The organism is Saccharopolyspora indica (assembly GCF_027853965.1).
GTDB lineage: Bacteria > Actinomycetota > Actinomycetes > Mycobacteriales > Pseudonocardiaceae > Saccharopolyspora > Saccharopolyspora indica.
The window spans coordinates 223,849-239,736 of sequence record NZ_JAQGLB010000001.1 but is presented as its reverse complement, the minus strand read 5'-3'; the positions used below and the strand labels follow the sequence as shown (position 1 = coordinate 239,736).

The window sequence follows — 15,888 nt, the reverse complement described above, 5'->3', positions numbered from 1 at the left end:
TCCGGCTGAAAGCAGCCACTCGCCCCCACCGGCGACATCGCCGATCTCATGCGAAATCGCTTCTGCCGCGGGCGAAGTCCAGTCGTGGCAGTGGTCAGCCGATGGGGTCCGGCCAAGGCTCCCGGGGCACGAGGGCTTCTATGCCCGCGCCTACCCGGAACACCGCCTGCTCGTCGTGCGGGTGGCCCACGACCTGGACACCGGTCGGGACACCGTTGCTGGCCGTGCCGCTGGGCACCGCCAGCAACGGGCATCGGTTCGCGACGTTGAACGGGCTGGTCAGGTGCGCTTCCCAGTAGTGCTTCCGGTGGTCTCCGCCGATGTCGATTCCGTCGAGGTAGTCGCCGTCGGCCGTCAAGGCCGTGACCGCGTTGGTCGGGCAGAGCAGCACGTCCACGTCGACCATCGCGGTGGCCAGTTCGCCCTGCATGGCGGCATCGAGAACGAGGGACTCGACGAGGTCGTCTCGTTCAGCGGCTCGGCGGGCATCGGCGATGAAGCGCTGGGCGTACGGCGCCAGCTCCGCCACCGCACCGGATTCCCGCACCATGGCCGGAGCCAGGATCTGACCGAAGTGGGCGAAGATCGTGCGCACCACCTGCTCACCCGTCCACGGCAGTTCGACCGGCACGACGACGGCACCGGCACGCTCCAGCCGTGCGACGACGTCCGCGGTGGCCGACTCGACCTCGGGGTCGACCGGAAAAGCACCCAGGTCCGGGGAGAACCCGATGCGGACACCGCGCAGCGCGGCCACCGGATCTTCCGGCAGCACGATCGGCGCGCCCTCCGGCCCCCACGAGGTGTGGTCGGCGGGATGCCGTCCCGACATGACCGAAGCGAGCAGCGCGGTGTCGGCCACCGTGCGCCCCATCGGTCCATCCCCTCGGTACCAGTCGGCGCTGAGCGGCGGGAGGCCTGGTATCCGGCCGTAAGGGGCCTTGTAGCCGACGGTGCCGGTGAACGCCGCGGGCACGCGCGTCGAGCCGGCGATGTCGGATGCGGTCGCCAGCGTCGTCATGCCCGCGGCCAGTGCGGCACCCGCGCCGCCGGAGGATCCGCCCGGAGTGGCGTCGAGGTTCCACGGGTTGCGGGTCACGCCCCACATCGCGCTGTGCGTCACCGTGGCGCAGCTGAACTCCGGTGTGGTCGTGCGCGCGTGCACGATCCCGCCCGCGCGCTGGATGCGCTCGACGACGGGGTGGTCCGCCTCGGCTACGCGTCCCGCGTGCGCGACCAATCCCTGCTCGAGCCGCCGACCGGCGAGCGCGTGCTTCTCCTTGGTGGCCACCGGGATCCCGAGCAGCGGCGCGGTGGGTTCCCGGGTGCGGGCCGCGCGGAGGTAGGCCGAAGCCGCTCGTTCGGCTTCGGCGCGCGCCTCCTCGAACAGGGTCTCGGTGAAGGCGTTGACGCCAGTCTTCCGGTCGCCGTTGACCCGCTCAGTCCGGTCGGCCAGGGCATCGAGGAGTTCCACCGGGGAGAGCTCCAGGCTGCGGAAGGCCCGCAGCGCGGCGATGGCGTCGAGGTGGACGAGGTCTGTCACCGCTCGGCCTCCAGTTCGCCGTTGAGCAGTTCCCAGGTCGCCTCGGTGAGCGCGTCGACCCCGGTGGCCATCTGGTCGTCGCTGGTGAACTCGCGCTCGCAGTGGCTCACGCCGTCGATGGAGGGGATGAACAGCATCAGCGCCGGCACGATGCGGTTCATGGCGACCGAGTCGTGCCCGGCCATGGTGTTGATCCGCCGGATGCCGGTCCCGAGGTCGGCGGCCACCTTCTCAGCGATCTCCAGGCCCTGTTCCGGGAAGTGCTGGACCGGGCGGACGTCGAAGTCCCGGACGTCGATGGTCAGGTCGTGCTCGCGGGCCACCACCGCGATCCGCTCCAGCAGCAGCGCGCGGGCCTGCTGGACGATCTCCGGCGCGTTGGCCCGGATGTCGGCGACGAGGTGGACGCGGCGGGGCACCACGATCGGCGAGTTCGGTTCGAGCGTCAGGTAGCCGACCGAGGAGACGATCGACTCCGGTTCGAAGTCGTCGGTCACGTCGTGGACGAGCACCACGACCTTGGACGCGGCGACGAGGGCGTCCCGGCGGTCGGCCATCGCGGTCGCGCCGGTGTGCGACTGCTCGCCCAGCACCTCCACGTCCAGCTTCTGGGTGTACCAGCTGCGGTCCACCGCGCCGAGCGCGATGCCCTCGCGTTCGAGCACGGGTCCCTGCTCGATGTGGATCTCGGCGTAGGCCGCCGGTTTCGGCCGCTCATCGGTGCCGCGGTAGCCGATGGCGTCCAGCGCTTCGGCGACGGTGACGCCGTCGGGATCGGTGACCTGCAGCATCTCCTGCTCGTCCATCAGCCCGGCGAAGACCGAGCTGCCCATGATCGATGGCGCGAACCGGCTGCCCTCCTCGTTGAACCAGTCGACGACGGCGAGGTTGTACTTCGGCGGCTCGCCCTGCGCGACCCGCGCGGCGAGCCGGTCGGCCGCGTGCAGGGCCGCGATGACGCCGTAGGCGCCGTCGAACCGGCCGCCGAGCGGCTGGCTGTCCAGGTGCGATCCGACCAGGACGTAGTCGGCGCCTGGCCGCCACTCGACGAGCGCGAACAGGTTGCCGATGGAGTCGATCCGGACCGGCCAGCCCCGTTCTGCGGCGAACGCGGTGAACCAGTCCCGCAGCTGCTTGTCCTCAGGGGTGGCGGCCTGGCGCTCGACGCCGCCGGCCGGGGTGGCGCCGATCGCGGCCACCTGGTGGAAATCGGTCAGGAAGGCTTCGGCGTTCATCGGGCGACCTCCGCATCGACGCGCTGCCGGGTCTCGGGCACCCGGGTGGTGACCAGCAGGACGAGAACGATCAACGCGGCAGCGGCCATGTACCAGCCGGGCGAGGATTCCCACCCGGTGCTGCCGACCAGGTAGGTGCCGACGAACGGTGCCGTGCCGCCGAACACCGCGTAGGCGACGTTGTAGCTCACCGCGGCGGAGGTGAACCGCGTCCGGGTCGTGAAGATCTCGACGAAGAACGCGTAGCAGCCGCCGCCGTAGGTGATCAGGCACAGCACGAACAGGGCTTGCCCGAGCAGTGCGAGACCTAGGGATCCGCTGGTGACCAGGCTGAAGGACGGCACGGCCAGCACTGCGAGCGCCAGCGAGCCCGCGATCAGCATGGGTTTGCGCCCGAAGCGGTCTCCGATGATGCCGCCGACGGGCAGCAGCAGGGCGTAGAGCAGCATCGCGACCGCGTTGGTCACCAGGGACGCCTCGCGGCTGAGGCCGGTCTCCTGGAGGTAGGACACGAAGTAGCCGCTGAGGAAGTAGAAGCCCAGCGCGGTCAGGCCCATCACGAAGATGACCTGCAGCATGCGGACCTTGTTCTCGCGGAAGGCTTCCCGCACCGGGGAGTGCTCGCGGTGCTCGGCCTTCCGGAGCACCTGCTGGAACGCGGGGCTCTCCTCGGTCCGGCTGCGGATCCACAGGCCGATGAAGGCCAGCGGCAGCGCCAGCAGGAACGGGATGCGCCACCCGTAGGACAGGAAGTCCTCGGGGCTCAGGACGTTCGAGAGCACGAAGATCAGGGTGCCGCCGACCACGGAGGGCAGTGCCGTCGCCGAGATCGTGATGCAGAGCCAGAAGCCGCGCCGGTCCAGCGGTGCGTGCTCGAACACGAACGCCGGGGCGCCGACGGACTCACCGCCCGCGGAGAAGCCCTGCGCGAGTCGGCACAGCACCAGGAGCGCGGGCGCTGCGGCGCCGATCGTGGTGTAGGTGGGCAGCAGGCCGATCAGCGTGGTCGCGCCACCGATGGTCAGCAGCGTGGTGTAGAGGACCTTGCGGCGCCCGATGCGGTCGCCGAGCGCACCGAAGAAGAGCCCGCCGAGGGGCCGGACGAAGAAGGCGACGCCGAAGGTGGCGAAGGTGGACAGCATGCTCGCCAGCTGGCTCTCGCCGGGGAAGAACAGCGCGGCGAGGGTGACGGCGGACAGGCCGTAGAGGGTGAAGTCGTAGAACTCGATGAACTGCCCGACGCTGCCACCCGCGAGAACGCGCTTCTGGACGCCCGTGGGGCGGGTCGGGGCTCTGCCGCGGGTGCCGTGCTCGCTCGTCCTCAACTGGCTGCTCCCAACGAGAGGTGGGGCGACGAAGGCGTCGCAGGTGTGACCATGCTCAGCAGCCGCACGCGAGGTGTCCAACAGATTCGACCGCAACTGCACGATCGGCTCAGTCGATGGAAACGACCGGTTTGACCGGCTGCGTCCCGGCGCCTGCAAAATCTGGCGACATCGGCTGCCATCCGCGCAAGGATGGCCATTGTGGAAGAGGTTGAAGTCGTCGTCGCCCACAGTCAGCGCGCGACGCTGCGCGTCGGCGAGGTGTTCCTGAAGGTCGACGGCGACCCGGCGCACGCCGACGTCGAGGTGCGGGCGATGGCCATGGCGCCGATACCGACCCCGCCGATCCTCTGGCACGAGCCGCCTGTGCTCGCGATCGCCGCCGTGCCGGGCGAAGCGCTCGGCGTCCTCGGCGAACCGTCGGCCGCATCGCCGGCGGCGTGGGCTGCGGCGGGTGCCGCCGTGCGGAGGCTGCACGACGCACCGTTGCCGCCGTGGCCGGGGCGCAGCGTCGACGACGTGGTAGTGGAGCTCGACGGCGAGTGCGCGTGGCTGCTGGACAACGCCGTCCTGCCCGCCGAGGTGATCCGGCGCAACCGCGAGATCGCCGGGGCCGCGCTCCGGCCGTGGAAACCGGTGTTCATCCACGGCGATCTGCAGATCACCCACGTGTTCGTCGACGGTGACGAGGTCACCGGCGTCATCGACTGGTCCGAGGCGGCCCCCGGCGACGCCATGTTCGACCTCGCCACCTTGACGCTCGGGCACGAGGAACGCCTGGACGACCTGCTGGCCGGCTACGGCCCTGGCGTGGACCGGGACGTGGTCCGCGCCTGGTGGTCACTGCGCAGCCTGCTGGCCTCGCGCTGGCTGATCGAGCACGGCTTCGATCCGGACGCGCCGGGGTGCGAATTCGACGTGCTCAGATCCCGGATGCTGGAAACTTAGGCGCGGTTGTTCGAGCCCTTCCGCTTGCGGGACAGTTCCCGCTGTACTCGCTTGCGTTCTGCGCGGCGCAGGAACCTCGGGTTGTCGATCAGCCGGTCTTGCGGGTCGACGGCGAACGCAGGCAGCCCGAGGTCGGGTCACCGGCGAGCATGACGTTTTCCTGCTTGATGGTGCCGACTTCGGGGGCAGGTCTGCCTCGGGGGTGTGGCTTGGCGTGCGTGCGCCGGTCATGTGGTCACGCCGTAGACGCGCAGGCAGATCTCTTCGAATGCCTTCGATTTGAGGGTGGCCCGGGTGCCGCCCGGCCGCACGAGCAGCACTTCGATCGGCGGCAGGTCTTCGACGACGGGCAGCGGCACGACCGGGCTGCCCGCGTAGGTGAGGTCGTGCGGCAGCCGTTGGTTGAGCACCGAGTAGCCGTGCCCGCGGGCGACGAACGCCCGGACCGTCTCGTACCCGCTGGCGCGGTGGCGGATCTTCGGTGCCACGCCGAGGAGTTTGAAGAGGCTGAGGTAGTACTCCCGGCTGTGCGGCAGGTCCAGCAGGATCAGCGGTTCGGCGGCCAGCTCGCGCAGGCTCACCGGCTGTTCGGGGGTGGCGGCCAGCGGGTGGTCCGGGGAGACGATGACGTGCGGCGGGACTCGTCGCAGCACGCGGCGCGGCAGTTCGCCGCCGAGGCCCAGGTCGTACATCAGCGCGAGCTCGCACTTGCCGTCGCGCAGCGCCCGGCGGAGGAATTCCTGGTCGCCTTCGAGGAACGACAGGGTGACGCCGGGGTGCGCGCGCTCGAACTCCTCCAGGATGACCGCGGCCCGGAACGGCGCGAGCGGTCCGAACACGCCGACGGTGAGGTCGCCGGCCAGCACCGGGCCTTCTTCGCGGACCGCGCCCGGTAGCTGGTCGGCGTCCTCCAGCAGCAGCAGTGCGCTCTCGCGCAGGCGACGGCCGGCGCGGGTGAGCCGCAGTCCGCGGCGCGGGAGCCTGGTGAACAGCGGTGTGCCCATGACCTGTTCGAGCTGGGCGACGGCGGAGGACAACGTGGACTGGGTGACGTTGAGCGCGGCGGCCGCGGCCGTCATGTTCTCCAGCTCCGCGACGGCGCAGAAGTAGCGGAGCTGGACCAGGGTGAACGACCGCGTCATGCCTGGACATGCTGCCATCCGGACGTGTCGCCGGGCTACTGCTCGGCGTGCACCGAGTCGTAGGTGCACAGCGGCCTGCCGGTGAGCTCGTCGAGCCAGACCCGCCCGGACACGCCGAACACCGCTGCCAGCAGTTCCTCGTCGACGACCTCGGCGGTCGGGCCTTCGGTGTGGACCGCGCCGTCGCGCAGGGCGACGACGCGGTCGGCGTAGCGGGCGGCCTGTTCCAGGTCGTGCAGCACGGTCACCACGCTCAGCCCGCGCTCGCGCTGCAGGCGGCGGACCAGTTCGAGGACTTCCAGCTGGTGGCCGATGTCGAGGTAGGTGGTCGGCTCGTCGAGCAGCAGGATCGAGGTGTCCTGCGCCAGCGCCAGCGCCAGCCGCACGCGCTGGCGTTCGCCGCCGGAGAGCCGGTCGACCAGCTCGTCGGCGCAGGGTTCGACACCGGTGACCGCCATCGCCTCGCGGACCTGCGCGTCGTCCCCGCCCGCGAGCATGCCGAGCGGCCCGCGCACCGCGTACCGCCCCTGGCGCACCAGCTGCCGGACGGTGAGACCGGGTACCGATGGCATCGACTGAGGCAGCACCGCGACCTCGCGGGCGATCTGGCGGCGGGACAACGCGCGCAGCGCCCGGCCGCGCACGAGCACCTCACCGGCGTCCGGGGCGTGCAGTCCGCCGAGCGCGCGCAGCAGCGTCGTCTTGCCGCAGCCGTTGCGGCCGACCAGCGCCACCCATTCACCGTCGGAGACGGCGAGATCGACGCCGTCGAGGACCACCCGATCGCCGAATCGGACGGTGACCTCGTTGGCCTGCAAGGCGCTCATCAGTTCCCTCCGGTGGTCGAGCTTCGCCTGGCTACCCGGATCAGGACCACCGCGCCGAGCACCGCGGTCACCGCTCCGGTGGGTACACCTGCGCGGGAGGGGTCCGCGGCCCACGACGTGACGGTCTGGGCCACGACGTCCGCGCCGCACACCGCGGCGGCTCCGAGCATTCCGGCCGCGGGCAGGGCGAAGCGCAGGTCGGCGCCGAACAACGCGCGCGCGGCGTGCGGGGCGAGCAGTCCCACGAAGGCCATCGCGCCGACGGAGGCGATCGCAACCGCTGTGAGCACCACCGCGATCAGCAGGACCGCGCTGCGCCACGGGGATATCGCGAGGCCGACGGCGTGGCCGTGGTCGTCGTCGACCGACAGCAGCTGGATCACCGCGGACACCAGCAGCCCGGCCACCGCGGCGGTGAGCAGCCACGGCCACAACGCCGACCAGTGCGCCCAGGTTCGCCCGTTGAGCGAGCCGATCAGCCACTGCGCCATCGACCCGGTCAGCTGCGGGCGCGCGGTGAGCAGCACCATGCTGCCGCCGCTGAACGCAGCCGAGACCATCACGCCGATCACGACCAACCGCACCGGATCGGTGCCTGCCCGCATCGCGACCAGCCAGAGCACGGCGCCGCCCAGCGTGCCGCCGACCACTGCCACCAGGATCATCCGGGTGGGTGCGGCGAAGTCGCCGCCGATCAGCGTCGCGGCGACCGCGCCCAGCACCGCGCCCGAGCCGACTCCGGTCACGTCCGGTGAGGCCAGCGGGTTGCGCAGCACGGCTTGCAGCACGACACCGGCCATGCCCAGGCACATGCCCGCCCCGGCGCCGACGAGCATCCGCGGCATCCGCAGGTCGTGGACGATCTGCGCGGTCAGCTGGTCCGCGTGGCCGAGCACCGCGGCCAGGGTTTCCGCGGCTGAAGCCGTCGATCCGGTAGCGAGCTGCGCCAGGGCCAGGGCCAGCACTGCGCAGAGCAGCGCGAGCAGCCGCAGCGTGCGGGGAATCCGCTGGATCACCGCGCCACCACCGACATCTTGCGGCGCAGCAGGAGCAGCACCCCGGTGCAGATCGCGACGACCGCGGTCAGCCCGCCCACCGGCAGTTCGACCGGGTGCAGCACCGTTCGCGCCAGCAGGTCGGCTGCGACCACCAGCAGCGCACCCAGCGCGGCCGACCACGCCAGCCACGACCGGTGCGTGCCGCGCGGGCGCAGCCAGCGGCCCAGTTGCGGCGCGAGGAAACCGACCCAGGCCACCGGTCCGCATGGCCCGACCACCACGGCGGTGAGCAGGCAGCCGACGGCCAACGTCGCTGCGCGCGCTCGGACCGGGGATGCGCCCAGGGCGGCGGCCGTGTCGTCGCCGAGGCGCAGCACGCCGAGCGAGGGGATCATCAGCGCGGCCAGCGGGAGGCCGATCAGCAGTCCTGGGGCCGTCGTCGCGACGGTCTCCCACGTCGTCCCGGCCAGCGAGCCCAGCAGGTAGCGCACCAGGACGCCCTGGTCGCGCGAGTCCGACAGGGACAGCGCCGTCAGCATCACCGCGTGCAGCCCCGCGCTGACGGCCGCGCCGATGAGCAGCACTGCCGCCCGGTCGCGCACCCCGCGCACGGCCAGCATCGTGATGGCACCGCCGATCGCGGAACCCGCCAGCGCGGGCACGAGGGGCGCACCGGGAACCGACACTCCCCACGCGACGCATCCCGCCACGGCAGCTGCCGCACCGCTGGAGACGCCGAGCATTTCCGGCACTGCCAACGGGTTCCGCAGGGATTCCTGCAGCAGCAGGCCGGCGACGCCCAGCAGGGCTCCGGCGAGCACGGCGAGCACCACTCGCGGTGCGCGCAGCAACACCACCACGGTGTGCTCGACACCGCCGTCGGCGGTCAGCGCGTGCGGAAGGCGGTTCACGCCCACGAACGGCTCGCCGAGCATCAACGACGCGGCGACCAGCACCACCGCGAGGGCACCTGCGAGAAGCCAGTCACTGCACCGGAATCGTGCGTTCATCGGGTCGCGGGCACCAGTTCCACGGCTTCGTCGATGATCGCCGCCAGGCTCCGGGTGCCGCGGCCGGAGCCGAACAGCTTGGCGTGCACTTCGTGCACCTGCTGCTCCTGCACCGCCGGGATCTGCTGCCACACCGGGTTGCCGGCGAGCTGCGCGCTGAGCGTGCGGTCTTCCGGCGAGAACAGCAGCGAGTACGCCAGCACGACGTCGGGCTGCTTGGCCAGCAGTTCCTCGATGCTGTAGTTGCTGGCCGTCTCGACGTCGGCGCCCTGGGCCGGGAAGGGGTAGTTGAACAGCTGGGCGAGCAGATCGCCCTTGAGCGAGTCGCTGGTGTCCACGCCGATGGACTCGGCGCTGCCGTACATGAGCACGACCTTCCGGCTGGCCTGCCCGCTCGCCCGGGTGGCCTGCGCGGCGTCGGCGAGCTTGGCGCGGAAGGCCGTCTCGGCGGTCACGGCCTGTTCGGTGCGCCCGGTCAGCGATCCCAGGTTCCGCAGGTATTCGACCGATTCCTGCCAGTCGGCGGGTTCGGTCAGCCACAGCGGGGCGAATCCTTCGATCGCGGGGCGCAACGCGTCGTGCACCCCGGAGAGCCCGATCACGAGGTCGGGTCGCAGTGCGGCGATGCTCTCGACGTCCTCGGAGCCGAAGCTGCCCTGCACGACCGGAACCGACGCGGCCCGTTCCCCCATCAGCGCGGGGTGCACGAGCAGGTCGGGGTTGCTCGTGCCTGCCGGTGTCATGCCGAGTTCGACGAGCATGTCGTCGCAGAGGCCGCTCAGGCACACGATCCGCTCCGGCGCCTTCGGCAGGCTCACCTGCTGGCCGTGCGGGTCGGTGATGGTCGTCGACGCCGATAACGGCTGCGCCGCGCGGTCGATCATCGAAGCCGGGGCGGGTGCGGCGTCGGCGGGCTGCTCGTCCGGAGCGGCCGAACAGCCGGCGAGGCCGATCAGCGCGGTCAGCAGGGCTGCGAGAAGCATTCGGGCGGTGCTGCGCTCAGCGCGCACTGGGTTCCTCCTGGGAAGAGTCGAAGACCTGACGGTAACCGTTTTCATGTTCAGTTGTCCACGGCCGCCGCGATGCGATCGCGCAGCGCTGCCGCATCGCGGCGGCAGGCGGTCGCGCTGTCGCCGGGCACGAACTCCAGGAGCACCTCCCGCCGCTCGCCGTCAGCGGCGAGTTCGCGCAGGACGGCGTCCCAGAGGTCGGCGCGGTCGGCGAGCGGCAACCGTTCGGTGAACCCGTCCGCGCCCCACGAGAACGCGTGCACCGACGCCAGGTCCGGCAGCAGCGCACGCACTTCCCGCACGCACTCCGCGACGTCCGGCAGCTCGCGCGGCTGCCAGTGCGCGACCAGCGCTTCGTGGCCGACCTCCTCGCGCAGCCGCACCGCCGAGTCGATGTCGTCGGTCAGCGACTCGACGTGGTGCTCGACGGTGAGCCGGATTCCCGCTGCCGCGCACGCATCCGCGCAGCGCCGGAGATCGGCCACGGTGCGGGCGCGCTGCTCGGCGTCGGCGTCCGCGGAGCCGACCACTCCGGCCCACACCCGGATGCGCGGAGCGCCCAGCGCCGCGGCCGTGCGCAGCACCGCGTCGAAGTCGGCCTCGGTGGTGTGACCGGCTTTGTAGTACGAGCCGTACGTGCCGATCGCGATGCCGTGATCGGCGCACAGCGCGGACACCGCGCGTGCGGTGCCGATGGCGCCGGCGGGGACGTGCACGTCACCGCCCCACTCCACGACCCGCAGTCCGCAGTCGAGCGCCACCGACACCACCTGCGCCGGGTCGAGCTGCCGAAAGGTCACCGACGCCAACCCCGGGATGATCATGCTGTTCCGTCCTCCTCAGCTGCGGTTCAGGTCTGTCCGCCCGCCGATCGCGAGCGCGTGGAGCAGGCGGGCCGGGCCCGCCGCGGAGTGCAGGACCGCGTCGATCCAGCAGCCGACCGGCCGCGCCGGGAGGCCCAGGCCGGTGGCGGCCAACCAGGCCGCGTGCACCGCCAGACCGGCTCCGAGGTGTTCGGCGAACGCCGTCGGCGGCTCGGGGTCGACGGTTCCGGTGGCCAGCAGCAGCCCGCCCGCACCCAGCAGTTCCGGCTGTCCGCACGAACGGGGCGCGAGGTCTGCCACCAGGTCGTTTCCCGCGACTTCCAGCATCGCGACCCGCCCCACCGCCATCGGCGCAGCTGCGCTCGCCGGTTCCGCCGGCACGCGGCCCGGGTTGACCGCTTCCCACGGCGCAGCCGTCCGGGCCAGCAGGTCGGGAGCTGCCGGTGGGGGCCCGTGCCACTGCCACGCCCGCTCCGACGTTCCGGCACCGAACTCGGCCAGCGCCGCGATCAGCTGATCCCACGCCGCTTCACCGTGCGCCGCGACGACGTCGTCGAGCAGCGGTTCCGGGAAGGGCGCGCGCTCGGCCGGTGTCGCCAACGGGACGGTGACGGCAGCATCGATCTCCACCACTGCCAGCGGGAACTCGGGCGCGCACCCGGGCCAGCGCACGACGCCGCCCGAGTGCGGAAGGCCCGCCCGCTCCGCCAGCACGTCCGCGCCCAGGCCTGTCGTGGCTCGTGCCGGATGCCCCAGCGCGGCGGCTGCCGCCAGCAGTGCGCCGATCGCGTGGCCCAGGTCGAGCAGCAGCACCGGCAATGACCGCGGGCCGTACCGCCACCACGTCCGCACCGGGTTCACCGACAGCACGACGGCCAGGTCCGGTGTGGACGGACGGGACGGCGCGGGTGCGGCCAGCGCGTGGCGCACCGGGTCGTACCGCCAGGCGGTGCCGCGGTGGACGACGTGCGCTTCGACCGGGTACCGCCCGCCCGCCGAAGGCACGCGGCGCAGCTGCACTCCCCCGGCTCGCCGCGGTGACGAAGCCAGTGCGAGGTCCAGCAACGCGCCGACCCCACCGCGCGGCCACCGGCCCAGCACGACTTCGGGCCCCGGCCAGCTCCGGCATTCCGCCGGCCGCAACGCGTGTTCGGTGGCACCGGGCGGTTCTCCGCGCCATGCCCGGCGCAACGATTCTCGGGCGCTCACAGGAAAGGCGGGGGTTCGACGACGAGCCCGTCCGGCCCGCTGAGCGGGTCCGCTCCCGGAGCCCAGCCGCGTGCTTCGATGACTTCGCGCCACCGCGGCAGCCCCCAGTACCGGAAGGCCGCGGGCGCGTTCGGCACCAGGCCCGTGGCGCACACCCGCACGACCCGCAGCGGCGTGTGCGCCACGTCGTCGGTGGTCAGGTCGGCGTGCGCGATCCGGCACCCGGCGCCGCGCAGGCTCGCCAGCAGCGAATCCAGGTCACCGCGCGGCAGTTCACCGGCTCCGATCACCTGCTCCGGCTCGGTGAACCGGTGCAGCGAGCGCTCCTGCACGCGTTCGTCCAGCCACACCTGGACCTGCGCACCGAGGTCGCGGACCCGGCCGAAGTGCGCGCCGACGTCGTCCAGGTGGCGGCGGTCGGCCCGGAACGGCAGGTAGAGCCCTTCGGCGAGGATCCCGGCGCGGATCGCCTCGAAGACCCAGCCGCCGGGGTCGATCAGGCCGAGCGTGAACACCCACGTGTGCACGGCTTCCAGCACTGCCTTGGTGCACGCCTCCACCGGATCGAACCGCGCCGCGCCACCGCCGCCGACGATCCCGGTCACCGGGTCCACCACCACGGCCGCCACGCAGGCGACGGGGTGCTCGGTCGGCAGCTCGACCAGGTGCACCGCCAGCCGGGATCCCGCCATCTCACCGGCCAGGCCGGGCACCGAGTCGACGTCGATCCCCCGCGACGGACCGCCCAGGTGCCACCACAGCTCCAGCGCGTCGCGTTCGAGCAGTTCCAGCAACCCGCGCCGGAACGCGTCGCGCTCGTCGGCGCCGGTCGCGATGCCCGCGTAGTTCAGGTGGTGCAGGCGAGGCTCGCGACGTCGCTCGCCGCTGTGGTAGTTCAGGTGCACCCAGGACGCAGGCAGCCAGCAGGGTTCGCCGTCCTCGGTGCCCTGCACCCACTTCACCGGCAGGTCGTCGGTGAACCGCTGGTACGGCCAGCGCGGGGCGTCGTGCTGCCACGGGGCGAAGAACGGGAGGTCGTCCGGGCCGAACATCCGCTCACCGGTCAGCTCCGCCGCGGTCGCCGACCGCAGGTCCGGTGCGACGCGGTTCCCGCAGTAGCGCTCCACGGCCTCGCCGAGCGCGGCGGTGCGGGCGCCTTCCGGGGCTCCGAAGGTGGTGCCGAGGCTGACGCGGTCCGCGGGCCACGCGCCGAGCCTGCGCGCGTCGGCGACTTCGGCGGTGACACCCGTGTAGCGGGGCGGCGCGCCCTCCACCGGCGCGACGTCGACGAGACGGCGCACGATCCCGGTGACGGGGTCGATCAGCGACTCCACCGGCATCGGCGGGCTAGCGGACATCCGGGGTGACCTCCTGGTCGGGTTCGAGCAGATCGGCAGGCGGGACCGCACCGGTTCCGGGCGGCCGCCACGGCACGTCGAGGTGCGCCGCGCGCACGCGGCGCGCGCTGGCGAGGAGTTCCGTCGCGTGGGCCGGATCGGTGCCGGTGTGCGGGTTTCGCGCGTGCGCGGGCCAGTGGTGCCCGGCGACCTCGACGACCAGCCGCGCACCGGCGGGAATCCGGGCACCGACGGGCGGTGTCGTGATCACGACTTCGCGACGTGCCGTCGCGTGTTCGCAGCGGCTGATCGCGTGCGCCAGGGGCACGATCCGCTGACCGGTGTCCACGGCGATGCGCACGACCCAGTCGGAGTCGACGGCGTCGGTCTCGGCGTCGAGGGTCACGGTCACTCCTCCGGCGATCTCGCCCGCGTGGAGCGGATCGGTGCGCACCAGCGCCCGGCTCCCGGGTTCGGCGGAGGCGGTGTCCGAGCGGAACGGTGCGGCCGGGTCGGCGGTGAAGGCGCTTTCCACCACCGCGCAAGCGAATCTCGTGCGATCGGGGGTCAGGTTCAGCCACCGGCCGTGCGGTCCGACGGCGATCACGGCCGCGTTCCCGCTGATTCCGCCGCAGACCTGACGCGCCCACCGCACGTACAGCGAGCCGATCCGCTCTCCGCCGAGTGCGGCGCCGGGCTCGCGCGCATCCAGGTCGTGGCCCCACGGGCCGAGGACCAGGCGGGTCGGTCCGCCCCAGGCTTCGGCGAGTTCGACGGTGTGCGAGGCGAAGGAGTCGTGCACGCCACCGACCGCCAGCAGCGGAATGCGCAGCCCGCGCACCCCGTCCCACAGCCGCTCGTCGCGGCGAGGTGCCGTCCACAGCTCGTCCCAGCCCGGCGGCGTGGTGCCGAGCGCTCGCTCGACGAGCCCCGCGACGGGGAGTTCCGAGAGCAGGTCGAGGTCGTGCGCTGCCCGCGGCCGAGCGGTGCCGCCGTGTTCGGCCCACCATCCCAGGCGGCAGGCGAGCCGGGCAGCGCCACCGGGTTCTCGCGCGGTCTCACCGAGCCCGAGCGCCGGGACGCTCGCCAGCACTCCGCGCACCACATCGGGCCTGGCCAGCGCAGCGACGACGGCGCAGTGCGCACCGTACGACGCGCCTGCGGTCAGCAGCGGGCCACCGCCGAAGTCCTGTTCGGCGATCCAGTCGACCAGTGCCGCACCATCGGCTGCTTCGTGCGCGTAGGGCCGGAATTCGCCGGTCGAGTCGAAACGTCCTCGCACGTCGCTGATCACGCAGGTGAAGCCCCGCGAAGCCCAGCCCCGCGCTTCACCGAGCAAGTGGTGCCGCCCGTACGGCGTGCGCAGCAGGACGACCGGTCCCGGGGCGTCGGCCGGCACCACGGTCGCGGCGAGCAGGCAACCGTCGGCGGCGACGCGGTGTTCGCTGATCACGGTGCGCTGGCCGGAACGGGCAGGACCGGGTGATCGCTGATCGCGCCGGTGTCGAGCCCGACGACGCGCAACCGCCTGCTCGCGGGCAGCGGCTCGGGCTGGAACGCGCTGCCGCCCGCGTCCGAACCGATCGCCCACGCCCGGAGGTCGGTCACCAGCAACGCCACGACGAGCGCGAGATCCGCCGCATCGGTGGTCTCCTCGCCGTGCAGCGCGGTTCCGGCATCGTGCTGCGCCCAGAACTCCGCGAGGTGGCGGTGGCCCGAGCCCGCTGCGGCAAGCCGACGAGCGACGACGTCGCGGTGCCGCACGGCGCCCGCCACCGGCTCGATGAGGACGTGCCTGCCTTCACGGCTCGCGCGCTGCCACGCCACTCCGTGGTCGACGAGCACATCGAGTTCACGCCACGCGCTGGGAGCAGGACCATCGGACCACGCGCACACCGCTGCCGGATCACCGCCCAGGACGTCCGCCAAGCTCGAATCCGCAGGCGCCGCAACCGGTTCCGCTCCCGCGCGACGCAGTGCTTCGCACAGCGCAGCACTCTCGTCGGCGAGCACGACCACCCGCGCGCGATCCTCGGGCCACCTCGCGCGCTCACCGAGGTGCCCGGCCTTGCGGAATGCCGCCAGCGCCTCGGTTTCCGCGCCGGTCAACGCGCTGCGCACGGCCTCGTCGGGCAGCGCGATGTCGAACATCTGCCCCGCGGCGTCCCGCAGCACGGTTCCGCGGCCTTCGACGGTGAACACCGAGCAGCCGGGACGGAGCCGGGGATGTCCCATCGGTCCTGCCTTTCCGGGGTTTGCTAGCCGGTGCCGGCACCTCGCGAGGCGCCGGCACCGGCGGGTGGTCACTCGTCGTCCTCGAAGGGGTTCTCCACGAGGGCGTTGCTGTGGCTGGCGGAGTTGTGCGGGAGCTCCCGCTCGACCTCCACCCGCTGGAACACGTCGTCCATGTCGTTCACCTCCTCCCGATCGGCACGGCCCAGTGAACCGCAACTGACAATCATTTTCAATCACTAGATCAA

General features: G+C 72.3%; 15 protein-coding genes. 1 reads left to right on the top strand and 14 read right to left on the bottom strand.

Translation table 11 applies throughout. The features are described 5' to 3' along the window. Window positions 1-94: 94 nt before the first annotated feature. The 3 genes from OU416_RS01120 to OU416_RS01110 are packed head-to-tail and all read right to left on the bottom strand — an operon-like array spanning window position 95 to window position 4,103. On the bottom strand, window positions 95-1,543 hold the full coding sequence (locus OU416_RS01120) for an amidase (protein WP_270924875.1): 1,449 nt from the start codon (window positions 1,541-1,543) through the stop codon (window positions 95-97). Then, window positions 1,540-2,778 (bottom strand): M20 family metallo-hydrolase, encoded by a 1,239-nt coding sequence (locus tag OU416_RS01115; protein ID WP_270924874.1) that lies wholly within the window; start codon window positions 2,776-2,778, stop codon window positions 1,540-1,542. The genes OU416_RS01120 and OU416_RS01115 overlap by 4 nt, the downstream gene beginning before the upstream one ends. Then, window positions 2,775-4,103 (bottom strand): MFS transporter, encoded by a 1,329-nt coding sequence (locus OU416_RS01110; RefSeq protein ID WP_270924873.1) that lies wholly within the window; start codon window positions 4,101-4,103, stop codon window positions 2,775-2,777. Before OU416_RS01110 ends, OU416_RS01115 begins: the two co-directional genes overlap by 4 nt. Before the next feature lie 192 nt (window positions 4,104-4,295). On the opposite strand from OU416_RS01110, the gene OU416_RS01105 reads away from it, so the two are divergent. Next, the gene (locus OU416_RS01105) at window positions 4,296-5,051 is read left to right on the top strand and encodes a phosphotransferase family protein (protein WP_372907274.1); all 756 of its coding nucleotides are present in this window, start codon (window positions 4,296-4,298) and stop codon (window positions 5,049-5,051) included. A 227-nt stretch (window positions 5,052-5,278) separates the two neighbouring features. On the opposite strand, the gene OU416_RS01100 is transcribed toward OU416_RS01105, so the two are convergent. From OU416_RS01100 to amiA, 11 genes are all read right to left on the bottom strand, one after another. After that, window positions 5,279-6,193 (bottom strand): LysR family transcriptional regulator, encoded by a 915-nt coding sequence (locus OU416_RS01100; RefSeq protein ID WP_270924871.1) that lies wholly within the window; start codon window positions 6,191-6,193, stop codon window positions 5,279-5,281. A gap of 35 nt (window positions 6,194-6,228) precedes the next feature. Continuing rightward, window positions 6,229-7,020 (bottom strand): ABC transporter ATP-binding protein, encoded by a 792-nt coding sequence (locus OU416_RS01095; RefSeq protein WP_270924870.1) that lies wholly within the window; start codon window positions 7,018-7,020, stop codon window positions 6,229-6,231. After that, complete coding sequence (locus OU416_RS01090; protein WP_270924869.1) at window positions 7,020-8,036, bottom strand: FecCD family ABC transporter permease; 1,017 nt, start codon at window positions 8,034-8,036, stop codon at window positions 7,020-7,022. Before OU416_RS01090 ends, OU416_RS01095 begins: the two co-directional genes overlap by 1 nt. Continuing rightward, window positions 8,033-9,028 carry an iron ABC transporter permease gene (locus tag OU416_RS01085; protein WP_270924868.1) on the bottom strand — a complete coding sequence of 332 codons (996 nt, stop codon included), beginning with the start codon at window positions 9,026-9,028 and terminating at the stop codon, window positions 8,033-8,035. Before OU416_RS01085 ends, OU416_RS01090 begins: the two co-directional genes overlap by 4 nt. Next, the gene (locus tag OU416_RS01080) at window positions 9,025-10,038 is read right to left on the bottom strand and encodes an ABC transporter substrate-binding protein (protein WP_270924867.1); all 1,014 of its coding nucleotides are present in this window, start codon (window positions 10,036-10,038) and stop codon (window positions 9,025-9,027) included. Before OU416_RS01080 ends, OU416_RS01085 begins: the two co-directional genes overlap by 4 nt. 50 nt (window positions 10,039-10,088) lie before the next feature. Next, window positions 10,089-10,862 (bottom strand): sugar phosphate isomerase/epimerase family protein, encoded by a 774-nt coding sequence (locus tag OU416_RS01075; RefSeq protein WP_270924866.1) that lies wholly within the window; start codon window positions 10,860-10,862, stop codon window positions 10,089-10,091. A 15-nt stretch (window positions 10,863-10,877) separates the two neighbouring features. After that, a complete protein-coding gene (locus OU416_RS01070) occupies window positions 10,878-12,005 on the bottom strand; it encodes a nitroreductase family protein (RefSeq protein WP_270924865.1) in 1,128 nt (375 codons plus the stop codon). A 62-nt stretch (window positions 12,006-12,067) separates the two neighbouring features. Continuing rightward, window positions 12,068-13,429, bottom strand: coding sequence for a YcaO-like family protein (locus tag OU416_RS01065; RefSeq protein ID WP_270924864.1), 1,362 nt, complete (start codon window positions 13,427-13,429; stop codon window positions 12,068-12,070). Then, entirely contained in the window at window positions 13,419-14,861 is a 1,443-nt protein-coding gene (locus tag OU416_RS01060; RefSeq protein ID WP_270924863.1) for a CocE/NonD family hydrolase, read from the bottom strand. Before OU416_RS01060 ends, OU416_RS01065 begins: the two co-directional genes overlap by 11 nt. Continuing rightward, on the bottom strand, window positions 14,858-15,643 hold the full coding sequence (locus OU416_RS01055) for a hypothetical protein (RefSeq protein WP_270924862.1): 786 nt from the start codon (window positions 15,641-15,643) through the stop codon (window positions 14,858-14,860). Before OU416_RS01055 ends, OU416_RS01060 begins: the two co-directional genes overlap by 4 nt. Before the next feature lie 68 nt (window positions 15,644-15,711). Next, complete coding sequence (gene amiA, locus OU416_RS01050) at window positions 15,712-15,816, bottom strand: streptamidine family RiPP (protein ID WP_246025743.1); 105 nt, start codon at window positions 15,814-15,816, stop codon at window positions 15,712-15,714. Window positions 15,817-15,888 lie beyond the last annotated feature (72 nt).